This window comes from Microbacterium memoriense (assembly GCF_025398275.1).
Classification (GTDB): domain Bacteria; phylum Actinomycetota; class Actinomycetes; order Actinomycetales; family Microbacteriaceae; genus Microbacterium; species Microbacterium memoriense.
Genome location: NZ_JAODOR010000010.1, coordinates 41,048 through 61,247, shown reverse-complemented (window position 1 = coordinate 61,247; position 20,200 = coordinate 41,048). Strand labels below are relative to the sequence as shown.

Here is a 20,200-nt window from a genome sequence, read left to right as displayed (position 1 = left end):
AATCGTCCAGGTACTTCGAGCAATGTGCCATGGTTCGGCGGGCGACCCCGACCTACGCTGGCAGCGTGACCGACACCTCGAGCCGCATCGTCCTGCCCGACGCCCCCGCCGACCAGCGCGCACACCTGGATGCCGGGGGAGTCGCCTGCTGGAGCGAGCCCATCGTCATCGACACGTACGCCACCGCCGAGCCCGATCGCTATCCGCTGTTCCTGGATCGGCGCGTGTTCCAGGGCTCCCGCGGCACGGTCTATCCGATGCCGATGATCGATGCGATCGCCCACGAGAAGCATCCACACACATGGCAGGCGATCCACCTCGAGAACCGGTACGTGCGGCTCATGCTGCTCCCCGAGCTCGGCGGCCGCATCCACATCGGCTACGACAAGATCGCCGGGTACGACTTCTTTTACCGCAACAACGTCATCAAGCCCGCGCTCGTGGGCCTCGCCGGCCCGTGGATCTCCGGCGGAGTCGAGTTCAACTGGCCGCAGCACCATCGTCCCGGCACCTATCTTCCGGTCGACGCGCGCATCGAGCGTGAGCACGACGGCGCCGTCGTCGTCTGGCACAGTGACCTCGACCCGTTGCAGCGGATGCGGGGGAGCCACGGCATCCGCCTGCGACCGGAGAGCTCGCTGATCGAGGCCGAGGTCGCTCTCCACAACCGCACCGACACCATGCAGACGTTCCTGTGGTGGGCGAATGTCGCCGCCGGCGTCCATGATGACTATCAGTCGTTTTTCCCCGACGATGTGGGTTTCGTCGCCGATCACGCCCGTCGCGCGATCACCGCGTTCCCGCACGCCGATCGCGCGTACTACGGCGTCGACTATCCGGCGTTGGCCGCGGAGCAGCCGGGAGCGGATCGCCTGGATCTCTACCGCAACATCCCCGTGCCCACGTCGTACATGGTCACCGACACCGCCGAGGCGTTCTTCGGCGGCTATGACCGCGCCACCGATGCCGGCTTCGTGCATTGGGCCGACCCCGCGCTGTCGCCCGGCAAGAAGCAGTGGACGTGGGGTCACGGTCCGATCGGCCGCGCGTGGGACGCGCAGCTCACCGACGATGACGGCCCTTACGTCGAGCTCATGGCTGGTGTCTACACCGACAATCAGCCCGATTTCGCGTGGCTGCTGCCGGGCGAGACGAAGCGTTTCAGCCAGTTCTGGTATCCCCTTCATGGCTCGGGCCCCGCGCGTCAGGCGACGGTGGATGCCGCCATCTCGGTCGACGCGGACCGCATCGCGGTCACGGTCACCAGGGCCGTGCGCATCGAGATCGAGGTCGAGACGGCAGTCGGTGTGCAACGGAGCGGTGACACGGCGGCTACTCCCGACCGCCCGATCGCGCTGACGGTCGACGCGGAACCGACGCGCGTGACCGTGCGCAGCCATGGCGAGACGATGCTCGAGTGGAACCGGCTGACGACCGAGCCGATCGAGCCGTGGGTCGCGGCCGTGCCGCCCCAGCCCGACGAGATCAGCTCGTCCGACGAGCTGTATCTCACCGCCGTCCACCTGGATCAATACCGGCATCCCACGAGGTCGTCCGCGCCGTACCTGGATGCCGCGTTGCTCCGCGACCCGTCCGACAGCCGGGCCGCGACGGCGCGCGCGGCGCACCTGTTCCAGAGGGGACAGTACGACGAGGCCCGCTCTTTGCTCGACCGGGCGGTGGAGCGGTTGACAGCCCGGAACCTCAATCCGCGCGACGGTGAAGCGCTCTACGTGCGCGGGCTCGTCGCCGAGCGTTGTGGTGATCTCGCCGCCGCCGACCGGGATTTCGCCCGCGCGGCATGGTCCTCGCCGTGGGCGCCGGCGGCCCGGCTGGGGCGCGCGCGCATCGCGCTCCGCGAAGACCGTGCTGCGGCGGCGCTTGACCTCGCGCGCGCCGCCGGCGGGATTCCGGCCGCGCGGCGACTGTCCGTCCTGGCGCTGCGCCGCAGCGGGAGCGCGGCCGTCGCGGCGGCAGCCCTCGCCGGACTCGTTAGCGCCGACCCGCTCGACAGCGCGACGGCCGCTCTCGCCGGTGAGAGCACCTCCGCCGACCCGCGCGCGGTGCTCGATGCCGCGGTTGAGTTCGCCCGCGCCGGCGCGTTCGCCGAGGCGCTCGAGGCCACCGCGGACGACCGCGTGCCGACGGGCACCCATCCGGTCTTCGGCAACGTCGAACCCCTGCGGTTGCTCCTCCGCGCCGCATGGACCGACGCGGCCGGCGATTCCGCAGGGGCAGCGGATCTTCGCCGCCGAGCAGCATCGGCTGACCTCGACCTCGCGTTTCCGGCGGGTCTCGACCAGCTCGATGCGCTCTCGGCCGCGATCGTCGCCGAGCCGGGTCACGCCGTCGCACGCGCGTTGCGCGGCACGTGGATGCTGGATGCCGGCCGCCACGACGACGCACTCGCCGACCTCGTGATCGCCGCAGACGCGGAGCTCCGGCATCCGGTCGTGTGGCGAAACCTCGCTCTCGCGACGGTGCATTCGGGCGGCGATCTCGACGCGGCGGATGCGGCCTACGTCACGGCGCTGGAGATCAGCGCCGATGCCCGGCTCGTGTTCGAGCGCGATGTGCTGGCCGGCGTCCGGGGGCTCGACGCCGCCGCGCGGCTCGACCTCATGGCGCCGTACGGGGCACAGCTCGATGCGCGCGATGACCTCGCCCTCACTCACGTCCAGTTGCTCGCGGACGTCGGCCGATGGGACGAGGCCTGGGCGATCCTGTCGACGCGGACGTTCCGGCCGTTCGAGGGTGGTGAAGGCCAGGTGATCGCCGCGTATGACCGGGTCGCGTGTGTGCTCGGCCGCCGCGCGCTCGCGCAGGGTGACCCGCAGTCCGCACTCGATCTCGTCGTGGATGGGCTCGATGTGCCCGCGTGGCTCGGGGAGGGTCGGCACCCGGCCGACCCGCTCGCCGAGCGGCGGGTGGTCCGCGGCGACGCGCTCCGCGCGCTCGGAGACGCGGACGCCGCACGCGCCGCATGGCGGGCCGCCCGAAGCGACACTCCGCTCGCGGTCGGTGACCGGTCCGCGGACGAGACCGACTTCTGGCGAGGGGTGGCGCGTCTCCGGCTCGGAGAGGATGCCGGCGGCGATATCACCGCGCTCGAGGTGCGCGCCGATCAACTCGATGCGGCGCGGGGTGACGTCGACTACTTCGCGACCTCGCTGCCCGAACTCCTCGTCTTCGACGTCGACACGTCGGTGCGACGGCGGGAGACGGCCGTCGCTCTGCGTGGGTTCGCCGCCCGACTGCGCGCGGGCGGTGCCTCATGACCGACCGGTATCTCGGCTCCGGGACCGTGGACGATGATGTCACCGGGCTGACCGGTCCCGTCCCCGCGCACCTCCCATCTCGACTCGCGATCACGCTGTGGGACTTCTCCTGGTACACGCAAGCCGGGCCGGGCGATCCGTACGAGGACCTCGACGCAGCCGTCTCGGACGCGGCCGATCTCGGATACAACGCAATCCGCATCTGTGCCGCACCGCTGTTGCTCCATGGGGATCTCGGGCTCGAGCCGCTTCTCGACATCGAAGGCCTCGGCCTCGCGCCCGACGGCGAGATCTACGGGCGGCGCACACGTTGGTATGACGTTCGCGGCGGCTTCACCGTCGACCTTCGCGCGCGGCTGCACGAGCTTGCCGCAGCCTGCCGGCGGCACGGAATGGTCCTGGCGCTGGCGAGCTGGGAGTATCAGCAGTCGCCGGCGTTCGCGGCCTCGTCGCGCTGGTTCGAGGCGATCGATGCGGTCCCTCTCGAGGAGCGATACCGCGTGCTCGCCGGCGCGTGGGACCGGCTCCTCGCGGACCTCAACGACGCCGGATTCCGCGACCAGATCGCCCTCGTCGAGCTGCACAACGAGGTCGACTTCTCGATCCTCCCGGCCCTGGCTGACGGGGGTGCGGAGCAGGTCGCGTGGCTGAGAGCGCGGCATCCTGACCTTCTCGTCACCGCGAGCTACGGCAAGCCCCCGCATCTGGCGATGCATCGTGTGCCGCCGGGGCTCGGCGCCGGGCAGTTCCACGTGTACAGCTACGGCGTGCTCGACGCCCTGCAACAGCGCATCGACATCCGCGCGGAGGGATCGGGCGATTTCCCCGGGCCCGCGCTCCGCGACCTCCTTCGTGCGGATGCCCCGAGTCCGGCGGCGTACGGCCGGCCGGTGGCGTGGAAGATGGCGGCGACCGTCGTCACCGACCAGATGGTCTACGGGTACGACTGGATCGATCCGGATGCCTGGGACGACTGGCTCGTCGAGCATTACCCGCCGTTCCACGAGGTCATGCGGCGCGAGATCGCCGCGCGCGTGATCGCGATCGCGGCGTGGGCGCGGTGGCAGCAGGTGCCCGCCGTGATCGGCGAGGGGTGGGTGGGGTACACGCCCCTGCTCGGAGGATTCGAGGAGGGGCCGATCGGCCTGGCGCTCGCCGAGCACGGGATCGAGACCGCGCTCGCGCACGGCGTCTGGGGCGTCGTGCTGTGCTCGAACGCGGCCCCACACCATCCGATGTGGCAGTTGCAGGAGTGGCAGCGCGCGCAGAACGCCCGCATCCTCTCGGCGTGAGCCGCCCCGCCGGCCCCCTTCTCTCCCGTACCGTATTCAGTCTGCACGCGACGGCCGCCGCACGTCCGCCGCGTCATTCCGGGGGTCGGGCTCGCTCTGCCGCGCGGTCCAGACTGAATACGGTTCGGCGGAGTGCCGACTCCCGCCCTGCCCGTGAGGCGGGCGTGTGGCTTCGAGGGCAGCTCTTGCCGCATCCGAGACCTGGAAGCCCGAGCTGCTGCTTGGTAAGCGCTTACCGGCGCGGGTGATTCGAGGGTATGCTCGGCAGGTGACCCCGCCGAAGAGGAGCGTGCGATGCGCATCGTGATCGCCATCGACAGCTTCAAGGGCTCGATCACGGCTGCGGCCGCCGCGGACGCCCTTCGACGCGGATGGGTCGACGAGTATCCGGACGACGACCTCGTGCTCCTTCCGATGGCCGATGGCGGCGAAGGCACGCTCGACGCATTCGCGACCGGCGTCGCCGGGGCGCAGCGCATGCCGGTGACCGTACGCGGACCCCACGGGCGCGACATCGACGCATCCTGGCTCCTGCTTCCCGATGGCACCGGCGTGGTCGAACTCGCCTCCACGAGCGGAATCGAGCTCCTCGCTGACGAGCGGCGCGGGTGGGATGCCGACACGGTCGGCTTCGGGCAGGCCATCGCGGCGGCTTTGGATCACGGTGTGCCGCGCCTCGTGCTCGGGATCGGATCGAGTGCCTCGACCGATGGCGGCGCGGGCATGCTTCAGGCTCTGGGCGCTCGCATGCGGGATGCCGGTGACACGCCCATCCGCCCGGGTCTGCGCGGCGTGGTGGACCTTGCGACGGTCGACCTTTCCGCGCTCCGTCCGCTCCCGCGCGAGGGTGTCGTGGTCCTGAGCGACGTGACCAATCCGCTGTGCGGGCCGGCGGGCGCCGCGGCGGTGTTCGGCCCGCAGAAGGGCCTGACCCCCGCCGACACAGCGACAGCGGATGCCGCCCTCGCCCGCTACGCGACTCTCCTCGCGCGCTCCGCGTCTTTCGCCGACCGCGCTGGTTCCTCGCGAGAGGGCGGCGTGAGAGCAGCGCACGACCGGCTCGCTGGGTACGAACCAGCGCACTCGGCGGCGGGGGAGCCGGGGGCTGGCGCCGCGGGGGGCACCGGATTCGGGTTGCTCGCGTGGGGAGCGCGGCTCGTCCCCGGAGCTGCGGAGGTCGCGGAACTGATCGGGCTGCGCGCGGCGGTTGTCGGCGCGGACCTGGTCATTTCCGGCGAGGGCTCGTTCGACGGCCAGTCCGCCGCCGGCAAAGTCCCCGCGTTTGTGGCTGCGCTCGCCGCCGACGCGGGCGTCCCGACGGCCCTGGTCGCCGGCCGGATCTCGGCGGATGCCGACACCGCGGCGTTCGCACACGCCGTGTCCCTCACCGCTCTCGCGGGGAGCCCTGCAGCCTCGCTCGCTGAGCCCGCCCGCTGGATCGCCGCAGCCGGCGCGGCGCTGGCGAGCTCCTCGGAGCCGCGGCACCGACGGCACTGACCCGACGGCGGCGGCGTACCGTATGCAGGACCGTCGCGCCCCCAAGCGCACCCCCACCGCAGAATTCCGCGGAACGTCCCGGCGCCCCGCAGCGTTCGTCCTGCATACGGTACGGGGCACGGCGCAGAAGCCCGCACGCCCGCCGGTTCGCCCTCACCTCCCCGGGCACCCCGAAGCGAGCGCGCAGGAGACCCCTCAGCGCGGCTACACCCCGCCGAGTGCCTCCGCGACGACGGCGCGCGCCTCGGCCTGAACCTGGCGCAGGTGCTCCTCGCCGCGCAGGGACTCGGCATACAGCTTGTAGACGTCCTCGGTGCCCGACGGCCGGGCCGCGAACCACGCGTGCTCGGTCTGCACCTTGAGCCCCCCGATCGCCGCACCATTGCCCGGGGCGTGCGAGAGCTTCGCCGTGATCGTCTCGCCAGCGAGTTCCGTCGCTGCGACAGCATCGCCCGAGAGCTTCGCGAGGGCGGCTTTCTGGGCTTTGGATGCCGGGGCATCCACCCGCTGGTACACCGACGCACCGTAGAGATCCTCGAGCTCCGCGTACCGCTGCGACGGGGTCTTGCCCGTCACCGCGATGATCTCGGATGCCAGCAGACACAGCAGGATGCCGTCCTTGTCGGTCGTCCAGACCGAGCCATCCCGACGGAGGAACGAGGCACCCGCCGACTCTTCGCCGCCGAACGCGACCGAACCGTCGATGAGTCCCGGCACGAACCACTTGAAACCGACGGGAACTTCGACGAGGGTCCGCCCGAGAGCGGCCACGACCTTGTCGATGATCATCGACGACACCAGGGTCTTGCCGACGCCGGCATCGGCGGGCCAATCCGGGCGGTGCGAGTACAAGTAGTCGATCGCGACCGCGAGGAAGTGATTCGGGTTCATGAGCCCGGCATCCGGGGTGACGATCCCGTGCCGGTCGGCATCCGCATCGTTGCCGGTGAGGATGTCGTACTCGTGCCGGCGCGCGACGAGCGACGCCATCGCCGAGGGCGACGAGGGATCCATCCGGATCTTCTCGTCCCAGTCGAGCGTCATGAACCGCCAGGTGGGGTCGACTTCGGGGTTCACGACCGTGAGGTCGAGACCGAATCGTTCCCCGATCAGCGCCCAGTATTCGACCGACGCCCCGCCGAGCGGGTCGGCGCCGATCCGGACGCCCGCCGTGCGGATCGCGTCGATGTCGATGATGTTGACCAGATCGGCGACATATCCCTCGCGGAAGTCGTAGGAGCCGTACGATCCCGTCGCGATGTCGGCGAAGCGGGTGCGCTTGACGCCCTCCAGGCCCGCCTCGATCAGCGCGTTGGCCCGATCGGCGATCCATCCGGTCGCATCGGTGTCGGCCGGGCCGCCGTTCGGCGGGTTGTACTTGAAGCCGCCGTCGCGCGGCGGATTGTGCGACGGCGTCACGACGATGCCGTCCGAGCGACCCGGGTCGTCGTCTCCGAGGAGTCGGTTGTAGGTCAGGATCGCGTGCGAAAGGGCCGGAGTCGGCACCCACGAGTCGCGGGAATCGACGCGCACATCGACGCCGTTCGCGACGAGCACTTCGATCGCACTGCGCTCCGCCGGCCGGGACAAGCCGTGCGTGTCACGGCCGAGGAAGAGCGGCCCGCTGATCCCCTGCGCCGCACGGTAGTCGACGATCGCCTGCGTCGTCGCGAGGATGTGATCCTCGTTGAAGCTCGTCGACAACGACGATCCCCGGTGTCCGCTCGTGCCGAACGCGACGCGCTGATCGGGGATCGCGGCATCCGGCTTTCGGTCGTAGTAGGCGGCGATCAGTTCATCGATGTCGATGAGGTCGGATGCTTCGGCGGGCTGTCCTGCTCGGCTCATGAGCACAGTCTGCCGCGTTCGGGCGTCCGTGTCAGGTCGATGTCACCGGTGGAGCGTCGTGGTCACCGGAGCATCGCCGACAGAGCTGGTCAGCACGAGCGTCGATGGCGAGCACGTGAAGGTGGAGTTCGTCAGCGGAGCGCCGCCGATCTGCTCGCCGATCGTGCCCGGATCGGTCGCGACGCCGGCGATCGTCGCGGAGATCTGGAGGTTCTCCGTGGAATCGTTCTGCGTCGCGATCGTGTCGCCGCTGACGGTGTACGACCCGTCGATGGAGCCGGCGAGATCGATGAGGATCTGGGTGCCGGCGACATCGGCCGTCAGCTGCACGTCGGGCAGCCAGGAGTAGGTGCCGTCGGCGCGCATCGACAAGCCCGCGCTGCCGGCGGGGGTGAACGTGGCGCCCGCCCCGGCGAGGGCGGCGTTGACCTGGTCGTAGTAGGCGACCAGGTCGGCTTCGCTCGTCGTCCAGTCGCCGATGACGCAATCGGCGTCGGATGCCGGGGTGCTCGGGGTGGGTGTCGCGCTCGGTGCGGCGCTCGCCGTCGCAGATGGCGATGCGGACGGAGATGGGGATGCGGACGGAGATGTGGATGCGCCGGGCTCCGGCTCGGGGACGCAGCCGGTGAGTGCGAGGGCGCTGAGCGCGAGGATCGCGGCGAGAGCGCGGCCGGTACGAAACGCGGGCATGGGAGGCTCCTTCGTGCGGGGGCAGGCGGTGCACGGCCAGCGTACGCGACCGCCCGAGGGCGGATGGGCGCGCACTAGGCTTGTGCCCCGTGAGCCTTGATCCCGGCGTGCCCGTTCGTCGCACCTACAGCTACCTGGGCCCTGCCGGTACCTTCACGGAAGCCGCCCTGAGTCAGGTGCCCGAGGCGCGTGATCAGATCTGGCGGCCCGTGCGCAACGTGGGTGAAGCGCTCGCCGACGTCGTCGAAGGCCGGTCGGATGCCGCCATGATCGCGATTGAGAACTCGGTCGACGGCGGAGTGTCCACGGCGCAGGATGCCTTGGCCACGATGCCCGGGCTCCGCATCATCGGCGAATACCTCGTGCGCGTGAACTTCGTGCTCGTCGGGCGGCCGGGCACGCGCCTCGCTGATGTGTCGCTCGTCGCCGCGCACCCCGTCGCCTATGGCCAGTGCTTGCAGTGGCTCTCGACGAATCTCCCCGAGCACGCGCACCTTCCGGCGGCGAGCAACGTCGCCTCCGCGGTCGGGATCGTCGACGGGGTGAGCGAGGCGGATGCCGCGATCGCCCCACCCGGCATCCTCGAGCACTACGACCTCGAACTGCTGGCGGAAGAGATCGGCGACAATGCGAAGGCCGTCACAAGGTTCGTGCTGGTCAGCCGCACGGTCGCGGCCCCCGCGCCGACGGGCGCGGACAAGACCTCGCTGATCGTCGAGCTCCCGGAGGAGTACCCGGGTGCGCTGCTCGAGCTGCTGGAGCAGTTCGCGACCCGCGGGATCAACCTGTCGCTGCTCGCCTCACGCCCGATCGGCGATGAGCTCGGCCGCTATCGATTCGTCATCGACGCCGATGGGCATGTCGAAGATGAGCGCATGGCCGATGCCCTGCTGGGCCTGCGCCGGTTCAGCCCGAAGGTGATGTTCCTCGGGTCATACCCGCGCGCCGACCGGGCGATCGTGCACTACCCCGAGCGCTACTCCGACGATGTCTTCGTCGAGGCGCGCGATTGGCTGCGCGGCTTGATCTCGGGCGAGCCCGAGGCCTGATCCGTCCGCGGTCGCCCCCTCGGGGGCCGTTCGATCCCACGCACCTGAACAATTCCTGCGGCTCAGCGCGCGGTGAGGCTGTGACGCGCACTCGGACCACGACATCGCGCGGCTCCTGTGGCCGCCGGCCGAGCGGCTGCAGGAGTTGTTCAGGTCGCCGCGCGGACACCGGGCGCCGGAGCGCCCCTCCCGCTCAGGCGACGAGGAGCTCCAGCGTCTGGATACGGCCGTCGCCGCGGTCCATCGGCTCGGCGTCGTACGCACCCGCGACCGGCGAGACCATGATCTCGTCGACGTTGTAGCGTTCGGCGAATGCCGCGAGCCGATCGCGGACGTTCGGGCCGGTTCCGACGAACGAGCGCGAACGCATGCCGTCGAGCACCGGTGCGGCCAATCCGTCGTTCGCCTCGGCGGCCGCGGCCTGCTCGACGGTTTCGAGCGCGACGAGGGGCCGTCCGCCGCGCAGGCGCGCCATCATGCGGGCTTGCGGCAGCATCCGCTCTTCGGCTTCGGCGTCGGATGCCGCGGCGATGACGTTCGCCGTGAGGAACGTCCGCGGTGCGGCCAGGTGCTCTGACGGCTGGAACTGAGTGCGGTACAGATCGACGGCGCGCTCGAGTCCCTCGCCCGAAAAGTGATTCGCGAAGACGTAGGGCAGACCGAACGCGGCCGCGAGTTGCGCCGAGTAGTCGCTCGAGCCGAGCAGCCAGACCTCGGGGGTGCCCGTGGCGGCCGGAGTCGCGTGGACGTCGTAGGTGCCTCCGGACGTGAGCCTCAGGGTCGCACCTTCGCCCGAGAGGAATCCGATGATGTCGCGGATGTGCTCGGGGAACTTGTCGACGTCGCTGGTGGTGCCGCTCATCCGGAGGAGCTGCGTGATGACCGGGTCGCTTCCCGGAGCGCGGCCGATGCCGAGATCGATGCGTCCGGGGGCGATCGCCTCGAGCGCCGCGAACTGCTCGGCGACGACGAGCGGCGAGTGGTTCGGGAGCATGACGCCGCCGGATCCGAGGCGGATGCGGGTCGTGCGAGCGGCGGCAGCGGCGGCCAGCACCGGTGGTGTCGTCGACGCGACGGCGGGCATGTTGTGGTGCTCGGCGAACCAGTAGCGGTGATACCCGAGGCGGTCGGCGCGGACCGCGAGGTCGAGCGAGGCCGCGACGGCCTGCACACTGGTCTGGCCCGTGCGCACGGGAACGAGGTCAAGGACAGAGAGTGCGGGGGAGGTGCTCATCGCCTGCCCCAACGCTCGCCGGGGCCTCTCCATTCCCGCGCGTCGCCCCTCCGCGCACTCGCGCCCCCCGCCGCGCCCCCGCCACCGCCGCATACCTTCGCTTGCACCCGCCCACCCGGCGGCGCGTGGGCGCAACCGCCCCGGTTCACACCCGGACGGGACTCAGGACCGGCCGGCGGCCCTCACGGCCTCATACGCCGCGAGGGCGGCCCGCCGCGTCTCGCCGAGGTCGACGATGGGCTCGATGTCCATCGAATCCGGCGCCCATTCGTCGATGTACCGCCCGTCCCCGTCGAACTTCTTCGCCTGCAGCTCCGGGTTGAACACGCGGAAGTACGGCGCGGCATCGGCCCCGGAGCCCGCGACCCACTGCCAGTTGAAGGGATTGCTGGCCGAATCGGCGTCCACGAGGGTGTCCCAAAACCATTCCTCGCCGCGGCGCCAGTCGATGAGCAGATTCTTCACGAGGAAGGATGCCGTGACCATTCGCACGCGGTTGTGCATGAAACCGGTGTGCCAGAGCTCGCGCATGCCCGCGTCGACGAGCGGCACACCGGTCTGCCCGCGCTGCCACGCATCGAGGCGGTCCTCGGCGAGTGGCGGCCACGGAAAGGCGTCAAAGGCCGGGCGGAGATTGCTCGTCGCGAGATCGGGGAAGTGGAACAGAGTGTGCCAAGCGAACTCGCGCCACCCGATCTCGGAGAGGAAACCGCCGATCGGCGCATCCGATGACACCGCCGCTTCCCACACAGTGAAGGGACTCAGCTCGCCCCAGCGCAAGCGGGGAGAGAGGAGCGAGGTGGCGCCGACGGCCGGTTCGTCGCGGGCGCGGTCATACGTCGCGGCATCTTCGCCGAGGAATTCACGCAGCCGAGCACGGGCGGCTCTTTCTCCCGGCGTCCACCGTTCGCGGAGCCCCGCCGCCCAGTCGGGCCGCGTGGGAAGCAACCCCCAGGTATCGAGGTCCTCGCCGTCCACGGCAGGTCCATCCAGTGACCGCGGTTCGGCGAGCGGCGCCCGAGGTGCGGGCAACTGGCGGCACGCGCGCCAGAACGGGGTGAATACGCCGTAGGGCGTACCCGCTCCCGTCTTCACCGTCCACGGTTCGAAAAGCAACGACCCGGCGAAGGAGGCGACCTCGACCCCGTCGCCGCGTAGGCGCGCCTTCAGGTCGGTGTCGATCTCCCGTTCGGGCCCCCCGTAGCGTCGGTTCCAGTACACGGCGGTGGCGCCGGCATCCCGCACGACCTCGGGAACGACCGCGGCCGCTGGGCCGCGTCGCAACACCAGCGTGCCGCCCCGTGAAGCGATGCGCTCGCCGAGCTCGGCGAGGCTGTGATGAAACCACCAGCGCGCGGCGCCGCCGAGCGGGCGGATGCCGGGGGATTCCTCATCGAGCACGAACAGGACGACGATCTCCTCCCCGCGGTCGGCTGCGGCGCGCAAGGCCGGGTTGTCGGCGAGGCGCAGGTCATCGCGCAGCCACACGAGCGAGGTCACGCGGCGGCTCCGGGATGTCCTTTCGGGACCGCGATGATCAGTCCGCCGGCGACGACCCGACAGGTCATCGCCGTGCCCTCACCGAACTCATCACCGTCGAGCTGCACATGCTGAGGTTCGTCGGTCGACAGCTCCAGGCCGGTGCCGCGGGCATACCGGACCGAATTGTCCTTCGTGCGCAGACGCAGCACGCGTCGCCCCGCGCGGGTTTTGTTCAGCACGCTGTTGTCCCAGGCGACGCGTCGCCACACCGCGAGCCAGCCGAACGCGCTCTTCGGCTGGAAGATGACGACGTCGAGCTCGCCATCCGACACGGATGCCTCGGGGATGAGCTCGAGCCCGGCCGGCAAAGAGCCGCAGTTCGCGATGAGCACGCTCTGCACGCGCGCCCGGTGAAAGCGGTGTCCGGGCACGCGGTAGTGCACCAGGAACGGCTTCGCGCCGACGAGCGAACGCGCGGCGCCGTCGATGTAGGCGAGCCATCCGACCTTCTTCTTGAGGTCGCCGCTCGTGTTCGCGATCATCGCGGCGTCGAGTCCCATGCCGCCCATGACGACGAATCCGTGTTCGACCGACTCGCCGCCCGCGCGCGTGATGCGGGCGAAGCCGATGTCGATCGGGCGGTGCTCGCCGGTGAACGTCGCGTCCACCATCACGTCGGGATCGGTGAGCGGAAGCTGCAGGTTGCGGGCGAGGAGGTTGCCCGTCCCGCTCGGGACGATCGTCAGGGGGATGCCGGATGTGCTCATCCCTTCGCTCACCGCGCGCACGGTCCCGTCGCCGCCGGCGACCAGAACGGCGGCTGCGCCCTGGTCGATAGCTTGGCGTGCGAGGCCGTTGCCGAGTTCCTCGACCGTGGTTTCGAAGAAGAGCGGTTCACCCCAGCCGGCGGCGGCGCTGACATCCGTGACCGTCGCGCGGAGGGCCTCGGCATCCACTTTGATCGGATTGTAGACGAGCGCGGCGCGCTGCGAGGCGGGGGAATCGGTCATGAGGCTGAGGATACCCGGCGCTCTAGACTTGACCGGTGATCGATCTCGCCTTCCTCCGTGACCAGCCGGACCTCGTCAAGCGCTCGCAAGAGGCTCGCGGCGAGTCGCCCGACACCGTCGATGATGCCCTCGCCGCGGACCGTGAGCGCCGCGCGGCGATCACGGCGTTCGAAGAGCTCCGCGCCGCGCAGAACGCGCACGGCAAGACGGTCGCGCAGGCGCCGAAGGATCAGAAAGCAGCGCTCGTCGCCGAAGGCAAGCAGCTCAGCGAGCGCGTCAAGCAGGCGCAGGCCATCGCCACCGCTGCCGAAGAGGCCGCCGAGGCGGCGCTCGGCAGGATCGAGAACATCGTGATCGACGGTGTTCCGGCCGGCGGGGAAGAGGCATTCGTCACGCTTCGCACGCACGGCGAACCGGCATCCTTCGATTTCGAACCGCTCGACCATCTCGCGCTCGGAGAGAAGCTCGGCGCAATCGACATGGAGCGCGGCACGAAGGTCTCGGGGAGCCGCTTCTACTTCCTGACCGGGATCGGCGCGCGTCTGGAGTATGCGCTGATGTCGCTCGCGTTGCAGCGGGCGGTGGATGCCGGGTTCATCCCGATGATCCCGCCGACGCTCGTGCGGCCCGAGGTGATGAAGGGGACCGGGTTCCTCGGCCAGCATGCCGACGAGGTGTATCGCCTGGAGGGCGAGGACCTGTATCTCGTCGGCACGAGCGAAGTGCCCCTCGCCGGGTACCACATGGGCGAGATCATCGACCTCGAGGCCGGACCCAAGCGCTACGCCGGATGGTCGACGTGCTACCGCCGCGAAGCCGGCTCGTATGGCAAGGACACCCGCGGGATCATTCGCGTGCACCAGTTCAACAAGCTCGAGATGTTCGTCTACACGACCCCGGAAGCGGCCGAAGAGGAGCACCTGCGCCTCGTCGCCCTGCAAGAGCAGATGCTGCAGGATCTCGGTCTCAGCTATCGCGTGATCGATGTCGCCGCCGGCGATCTCGGCTCGAGCGCCGCGCGGAAGTACGACGTCGAGGCCTGGGTGCCGACGCAGGACGCGTACCGCGAACTCACCTCCACGAGTAACTGCACGAGCTACCAGGCGCGCCGGCTCGACGTGCGCTACCGCCCGGACGGGGGCAAGACCGCGCCGGTCGCGACGCTCAACGGCACGCTCGCCACGACCCGGTGGATCGTCGCGCTCCTCGAAACGCACCAGCGTGCCGACGGATCGGTCGTCATCCCCGAGGTGCTGCGCCCCTACCTCGGCGGCATCGAGATCGCGGAGCCGATCGGATGACTTCGGCCCACCTTCCCGCCACCGGGTCGATCGAGATCGTCCCCGAGGCGCAGGCCGCCGCGCTCGTCGAAGACCTCGCCGAAGAAGCGGAGGATGCCGGGGCCCCCATCGAGCGCCTGCTCATCGCACTCGATGTGGACGGCACGGTGCTGCTCGAGGACGAGACCTTGAGCCCGGGCGTGGTCGAGGCGATCGCCCACGCGCATCGCGCCGGCCACGAGGTCATGCTCGCGACAGGCCGGGCCTGGGAGAGCACGCGCGGCATCCAACGTGTGCTCGATCTCGCGCCCGATTACGCCGTCTGCTCCAACGGGGCCGTGATCATGAAGCGGATCGACGGGGACTTCTCCGAAGAGCTGCGCTACGAACGCTTCCACATCGAGACGTTCGACCCCGCCGAAGTGCTGACGCTGCTGGGCGAGCACTTGCCGGGCGCCAACTACATGGTCGAACTCGCCGACGGACGTCGCCGCTACACCGGTGAGATGGACGACTGGAACCTCGCGCACGCGCAGCGGGTGAGCTTCGAAGAACTCGCTTCGCAACCCGTGTGCCGTGTCGTCGTGGTCTCGCCGGATGACACCGACGAGGACTTCGTCGACCTCGTTGCGCGCATCGGGTTGAACAAGGTGTCTTACGCGGTCGGCTGGTCGGCGTGGCTCGACATCGCCCCGCACGGCGTCGACAAGTCCACGGCGCTCGAGCGGGTGCGCACCTGGCTGGGCGTGGATCCCGAGCACGTACTCGTGATGGGTGACGGTCGCAACGACGTCGGTATGTTCCGCTGGGCGCGCGAACACGGAGGTCGCGCGATCGCGATGGCGCAGGGCCCCGACGAAGTGCGAGCGGCGGCATCCGAGACGACAACGTCCGTCTACGCGGGCGGCGTCGCGGAGATTTTGCGAGGCCTGTAGGGGTTTTCAGCCGGTCCACAGGCGGTTTCGGCCACAATGGGCAGAACGCGGTCGACTAGACTCAGCGCTGTTCGACGGATGCTTCGGCCTCTGTCGGGAGGGTTGTCCGAGCGGCCGATGGACCTGGTCTTGAAAACCAGTGGGCAGCAATGTCCCGTGGGTTCGAATCCCACACCCTCCGCTGGTTGGGAGGAGGCCCCCGGAGGGGGCCGCCTCGCAACTGTGAGGGCCACGCCCTCCGCTTTCGAAAGGATCCCCCGTGAGTTCACGCCCCGAGGGTAAGGCGTCTTCGCGCCGTCAGCCCGTCGCGCGTCACGGGGTCCTGCGTTCCCCGAACCCGTTCGTGCAGATCCTCACCGTGCTCGGCGCGATCGTCGCTGTCGTCGTCGTGAGTGTCGCCGCGATCGGCGGGTTCTACGTCTGGGATGCGGCGCGCGCCGTCGCAGACGCGGGGGTCTCGATCGGTGAAGACGAGGCAGCGCTGCCGCCGACGATCGGCGAGATCGAGGGTGGCGTCAACCTGCTGCTCGTCGGGACCGACTCGTGCGAGGGGCAAGATATCGCACTGTTCCCGCGGTGTGCAGCCGCGGATGCCGAGGGCGAACGCAACGATGTGACGATGCTGATCAACATCAGCGATGCCCCGCGACGAGTCACCGTCGTCTCCTTCCCGCGCGACATGATCGTGTCGATCCCGTCGTGCACGGGCGAGGACGGCACCCAGTACTCGGCCATGAGCGCTCAGATGATCAACGTGTCGTACATGTACGGCGGGCTCGCTTGCAGTGTGCTGACGGTCAAGAAGCTCACCGGTGTCGACATCCAATTCGCCGGCGCCATTCGCTGGACCGGTGTCATCAACATGTCCGACGCGATCGGCGGCGTGGACGTGTGTCTGTCCGATGACATCCAAGACGGACACACCGGCCTCGATCTTGCCGCCGGTCAGCACACGCTCGTCGGAGCCGAGGCGCTGCAGTTCCTCCGCATCCGTCACGGCATCGGGGATGGGTCCGACCTCGGCCGCATCTCGAACCAGCAGCAGTTCATGAGCTCGATGGTGCGCAAACTCCAGTCTGACGGTGTGCTGGCGAATCCCGGCACACTCCTGAACCTCGCGAACACCGCGGTCAAGCAGGTCACCAGTGGTCAGTTGGTGCTGAGCAATGAGCTCGCGAACCCGCAGCGGATGGTGCAGATCGCGATGGCGGTGCGGAGCGTGCCGTACGAGGACATCGTCTTCGTGCAGTACCCGACCGTCTACGCGGAGGGCGGTCTTCGGGTGCTCCCCGTGACGTCCGATGCGGATGTGCTTTTCGCTGCCCTGGCAGCCAACCAGCCGTTGCAACTCACCGGGTCCACGAGCGACGGCAACGGCACCGAGGTCGTCGGCGAAGCCACGGCTCCGACCTCGACTCCCACGGCCACGCCGACGCCGGGGTCCACTGAGGCGCCAGTAGTCGAGCCCGCGCCGACCGAGACAGCTGTCGCGCTGCCGAGCACCGTCACCGGCCAGACGGCCGCGCAGGTCACCTGCACGGTCGCCGAGCGGTAGGCCGCCTCGGTTCGGCAGAAGCCGCCGAAACGGTTATGATTGCCGAGTGCATTCGCGCCGTTTCGCGTGGATGCTCTGGAGACGTCGCATAGTCCGGCCTAGTGCACCACCCTGCTAAGGTGGAGTTCCCTTTTGGGAACCGAGAGTTCAAATCTCTCCGTCTCCGCCACAAAATGTCGAGGTTAGAGTTCGTTTACTTCCACGGGCTCATGCTTCGCGACGGAGATGTCTGCGGTGTCGACCGCAGACCCTGCGTACTCAGTGCGTACCGGGCCCAGTGAGTCGAGGTGTCGAAGGGCTGCGATCTCCTGTTGCTCACCGAGAACATGCGCGTAGATGCGTAGGAGGGTCGACGCGTTCTTGTGCCCGAGCCATTTGGCGACCTGGTGCACGGGGAGTCCCGCTCGCAGCCAGCTGGATGCCGCGTAGTGCCGCAAGTCGTGGATCGTATGATTTGGCGCCGTTTGCGACCACCTCACCGCCCGCCGAAATGCGGTGCCGCGGAGTTGCTCACCCGTGGGTGAGGTGAAAAGGTGCGCATTCGGCTCTCGGGTGCCCGCGTGAGCGCGCTCCTGGTTTCACCGTGGAGATGTCGGGAGAGTTCGCCGGGTCAGAGTCCCAGTGGCCGACATTGCTTGCGCACGTCGCCTGGCTCATCGAAGTCGACGCGACCGATGAGGAGAGCGTGGTATACCGAATCACGCCGTCGACCAACCTCAGGAAGCAACACCCCGGCGCAGAACAACGAGAGTTCTCCTGGACGCGAAAAACGCGAGGACCGCGCCAACTCGGATCGCGCTGCGTCAATGTCGGACCCCCTCGTCAGAATGGGGGTATGGAAGAGCTCACGGGATCGGCAGGCAGCGACGGCGACATCGCCGCGCTGGCCGAGATCGTCGCGAGCGTGGAGTCGGTGGCAGCGCAGCTCACGGCGGCACAAGTCGCCGAAGTCCGGCTGCTCGCTCAGGCCGGGCAGCTCGCAGAGAAGCAGGCGTCAGGCGCTCGTGCAAACGTGCGCGTCCACGACATGGCGCTGCGTGCGATCGCCGCCGAAGTCGGCGGCGTCCTGCGGCTCACCGACCGCACGGTGCAGCAGCGCATCGGCGAAGCGCGGGAGATCGTCGAGTGCTATCCCGCCGCTTTGGCGGAGTGGGAGGCGGGGTGCCTCACCCGCGGTCACGTCCGAGTCATCGTGGATGCGGGCGCGGTGGTGCCGCCGGCGCTGCGTGCCGAGTTCGAGCGCGAGGCGATCGCACGGTGCCGGATCGATACTCCCAACCGCGTGCGCGCCGGACTCGAGATTCTCGCCGAGCGGATGGCTGATCGCTCCTTCACCGACCGGCACCGAGACGCGTGCACCTCCCGGGCGGTGCGGGTCGTTCCGGGACGGAACGGCATGTCGGATGTGGTGGCGTCCGTCCCCACGGTGATCGCCGATGGTGTCTTCGATCGGCTCACTCAACAGGCACAATCCGTCGTCGATGCGCGCGAATCGGGTGACGACGACGCGCGCACGATAGATCAGGTGCGCGCAGACGTGTTCGCCGATCTTCTGCTCGCAGGCTCGCCTTCTCTCGACCCGACCGCGACGGGCGATGCTCCCGGTGTCTTGGGCGCCATCCGCGCGCAGGTGCAGGTGATCGTTCCGGTGCTCACCCTTCTCGGCGCGGACGACGGTCCTGTCGATCTCGTCGGTCGGTCCCCGATCGACGCGGATACCGCCCGCTGTCTCGCCGCGAACGCGTCGAACTGGGCTCGTGTGCTCACCGAGCCGATTCAGGGAGTCGTGCTGGCGGTCGATCGCTACAGCACCCCGTGGCCGCAGCGCCGGTACCTTCGAGCGCGCGATCAGCATTGCCGGTTTCCTGGGTGTCGGCGCGCGGCCATCCGTTGCGAGATCGACCACACGATCGACGCCGCGCTCGGCGGCCCCACCGCGCTGTGGAACCTTGCCCATTTGTGCCAGCGACATCACAGCATGAAGCAGTTCACGAGGTGGAAGGTCCGGCAACTGCCGGGTGGAGTTCTCGAGTGGACGTCGCCTACCGGCCGGATCTATCGCGAAGACGCGCCTGCGCCACCGGTGTTCTTCGCACCAGCCGCCATCGCAGGCTCGGCGTCAGCACCCTTCTGAACGGGCGGTTGACCGCCGCTGCACGGGCGGCGGCACCGGGTGATCGTCCAGGGCATCCGCCACGAAACCCGCCATGGCATCCGCGCCGAAGTGGTCGTCGGCTGTGATCGTGACGACGGCCTCGCCGGAGAAGATGAGCATCTGCCCGTACGCGCCGTGCAGGCGCCATGCCGAGCCCGGCCCGCCCCACCCCGCGAACGCGTATCGGTCATATCCGGGATTGGCCCCGGCGATAACCCAGTCGCTGTGCATCGCATCGACCCAGGTGGCCGACACCAACTGCCGACCGTTCCACTGCCCGCGGTCGCGGATGAGCTGCCCGATCCGGGCGAGTTCCTCGGTTCGCAGTTCCACGCCCTCGCCGGCGAGGATCCACCCGTTCGGGCATCGTTTCCATGCGATGTCCTCGATCCCCAGCGGGTCGAGCAATCGAGAGCGGACGTACTCTGCCGCGTCGCCGACCTGGGCAGCGAGCACGCGCATCGCCGTATAGGTGCTCGCGTTCGAGTATTGGAACACGCGCCCTCGGGACGGTCGCCGCAAGAACTCGATCGCGAGATCGGGCCAGTCGGTCATCATCGACTCAGACCACGGCAGATCGATGCCGCTCGTCATGGTCAACAGGTGGCGGAGCGTGACCTCTTCGACACCGTGACCGAGTTCCGTCCCCGGCAGAGCGGCCGCTATCGGTGCATCGATCGAGACTGCCCCGTCATCCGCGGCGATCCCCGCGGCGAGTACGCACAGCCCTTTCGCGACCGAATGGATCTCTTCCCGAACGTCCGCAGCCCAGCGGTGCTCCGCGACGTCGTCGCCGATCCGCACGTGCAATCCGTGTGCGCGAAACCCGGAGGTATCGACCTGTTGCACGATCCGGTCGCGGATGAGCTGGGCGCTATTCACTCTGACAGTCTGC

General features: G+C 69.3%; 14 protein-coding genes, 2 tRNA genes and 1 pseudogene. 10 read left to right on the top strand and 7 right to left on the bottom strand.

What is annotated here, in order from left to right:
* Nucleotides 1–65 precede the first annotated feature (65 nt).
* The 3 genes from N4R40_RS08545 (at nt 66) to N4R40_RS08535 (ending at nt 6,067) form a co-directional block, all read left to right on the top strand.
* A complete protein-coding gene (locus N4R40_RS08545) occupies nt 66–3,278 on the top strand; it encodes a DUF5107 domain-containing protein (protein WP_261606948.1) in 3,213 nt (1,070 codons plus the stop codon).
* Complete coding sequence (locus N4R40_RS08540; RefSeq protein WP_261606947.1) at nt 3,275–4,570, top strand: cellulase-like family protein; 1,296 nt, start codon at nt 3,275–3,277, stop codon at nt 4,568–4,570. Before N4R40_RS08545 ends, N4R40_RS08540 begins: the two co-directional genes overlap by 4 nt.
* 294 nt (nt 4,571–4,864) lie before the next feature.
* Nucleotides 4,865–6,067 (top strand): glycerate kinase, encoded by a 1,203-nt coding sequence (locus N4R40_RS08535; protein WP_261606946.1) that lies wholly within the window; start codon nt 4,865–4,867, stop codon nt 6,065–6,067.
* Between the two features lie 204 nt (nt 6,068–6,271).
* Here N4R40_RS08535 and pgm read toward each other — a convergent pair whose 3' ends face one another.
* Together pgm and N4R40_RS08525 are read right to left on the bottom strand one after the other, a co-directional pair.
* Nucleotides 6,272–7,915, bottom strand: a complete 1,644-nt coding sequence (gene pgm, locus N4R40_RS08530; RefSeq protein WP_261606945.1) for a phosphoglucomutase (alpha-D-glucose-1,6-bisphosphate-dependent) — start codon at nt 7,913–7,915, stop codon at nt 6,272–6,274.
* A gap of 42 nt (nt 7,916–7,957) precedes the next feature.
* A complete protein-coding gene (locus N4R40_RS08525) occupies nt 7,958–8,605 on the bottom strand; it encodes a hypothetical protein (protein WP_261606944.1) in 648 nt (215 codons plus the stop codon).
* Nucleotides 8,606–8,694: 89 nt separating this feature from the next.
* Between N4R40_RS08525 and pheA the strand changes: the two genes are divergently transcribed.
* Nucleotides 8,695–9,654, top strand: coding sequence for a prephenate dehydratase (gene pheA / locus N4R40_RS08520; RefSeq protein ID WP_261606943.1), 960 nt, complete (start codon nt 8,695–8,697; stop codon nt 9,652–9,654).
* 193 nt (nt 9,655–9,847) lie between these two features.
* Here pheA and N4R40_RS08515 read toward each other — a convergent pair whose 3' ends face one another.
* The 3 genes from N4R40_RS08515 to N4R40_RS08505 form a co-directional block, all read right to left on the bottom strand.
* On the bottom strand, nt 9,848–10,888 hold the full coding sequence (locus N4R40_RS08515) for an LLM class flavin-dependent oxidoreductase (protein WP_261606942.1): 1,041 nt from the start codon (nt 10,886–10,888) through the stop codon (nt 9,848–9,850).
* Nucleotides 10,889–11,050: 162 nt separating this feature from the next.
* Nucleotides 11,051–12,388 carry a cryptochrome/photolyase family protein gene (locus tag N4R40_RS08510; protein WP_261606941.1) on the bottom strand — a complete coding sequence of 446 codons (1,338 nt, stop codon included), beginning with the start codon at nt 12,386–12,388 and terminating at the stop codon, nt 11,051–11,053.
* Nucleotides 12,385–13,380 (bottom strand): diacylglycerol/lipid kinase family protein, encoded by a 996-nt coding sequence (locus tag N4R40_RS08505; RefSeq protein WP_261606940.1) that lies wholly within the window; start codon nt 13,378–13,380, stop codon nt 12,385–12,387. The genes N4R40_RS08510 and N4R40_RS08505 overlap by 4 nt, the downstream gene beginning before the upstream one ends.
* Nucleotides 13,381–13,415: 35 nt before the next feature.
* On the opposite strand from N4R40_RS08505, the gene serS reads away from it, so the two are divergent.
* The 5 genes from serS to N4R40_RS08480 all read left to right on the top strand — a co-directional run bounded on the left by serS (nt 13,416) and on the right by N4R40_RS08480 (nt 17,319).
* On the top strand, nt 13,416–14,681 hold the full coding sequence (serS, locus tag N4R40_RS08500; RefSeq protein WP_261606939.1) for a serine--tRNA ligase: 1,266 nt from the start codon (nt 13,416–13,418) through the stop codon (nt 14,679–14,681).
* On the top strand, nt 14,678–15,595 hold the full coding sequence (locus tag N4R40_RS08495) for an HAD family hydrolase (protein ID WP_261606938.1): 918 nt from the start codon (nt 14,678–14,680) through the stop codon (nt 15,593–15,595). The genes serS and N4R40_RS08495 overlap by 4 nt, the downstream gene beginning before the upstream one ends.
* A 96-nt stretch (nt 15,596–15,691) precedes the next feature.
* Nucleotides 15,692–15,776 (top strand) — tRNA-Ser (locus N4R40_RS08490).
* A 78-nt stretch (nt 15,777–15,854) separates the two neighbouring features.
* The gene (locus N4R40_RS08485) at nt 15,855–17,150 is read left to right on the top strand and encodes an LCP family protein (RefSeq protein ID WP_261606937.1); all 1,296 of its coding nucleotides are present in this window, start codon (nt 15,855–15,857) and stop codon (nt 17,148–17,150) included.
* A gap of 77 nt (nt 17,151–17,227) precedes the next feature.
* Nucleotides 17,228–17,319: transfer RNA gene (locus N4R40_RS08480), tRNA-Ser, on the top strand.
* A gap of 13 nt (nt 17,320–17,332) precedes the next feature.
* On the opposite strand, the pseudogene N4R40_RS08475 reads toward N4R40_RS08480, so the two are convergent.
* A pseudogene (locus tag N4R40_RS08475) lies at nt 17,333–17,668 on the bottom strand (tyrosine-type recombinase/integrase); the annotation flags it as partial.
* Between the two features lie 317 nt (nt 17,669–17,985).
* On the opposite strand from N4R40_RS08475, the gene N4R40_RS08470 reads away from it, so the two are divergent.
* On the top strand, nt 17,986–19,284 hold the full coding sequence (locus N4R40_RS08470; protein WP_261606936.1) for an HNH endonuclease signature motif containing protein: 1,299 nt from the start codon (nt 17,986–17,988) through the stop codon (nt 19,282–19,284).
* Here N4R40_RS08470 and N4R40_RS08465 read toward each other — a convergent pair.
* Entirely contained in the window at nt 19,270–20,187 is a 918-nt protein-coding gene (locus N4R40_RS08465) for a serine hydrolase domain-containing protein (protein WP_261606935.1), read from the bottom strand. The two genes, N4R40_RS08470 and N4R40_RS08465, sit on opposite strands and share 15 nt — an antisense overlap.
* Between the last annotated feature and the right edge of the window lie 13 nt (nt 20,188–20,200).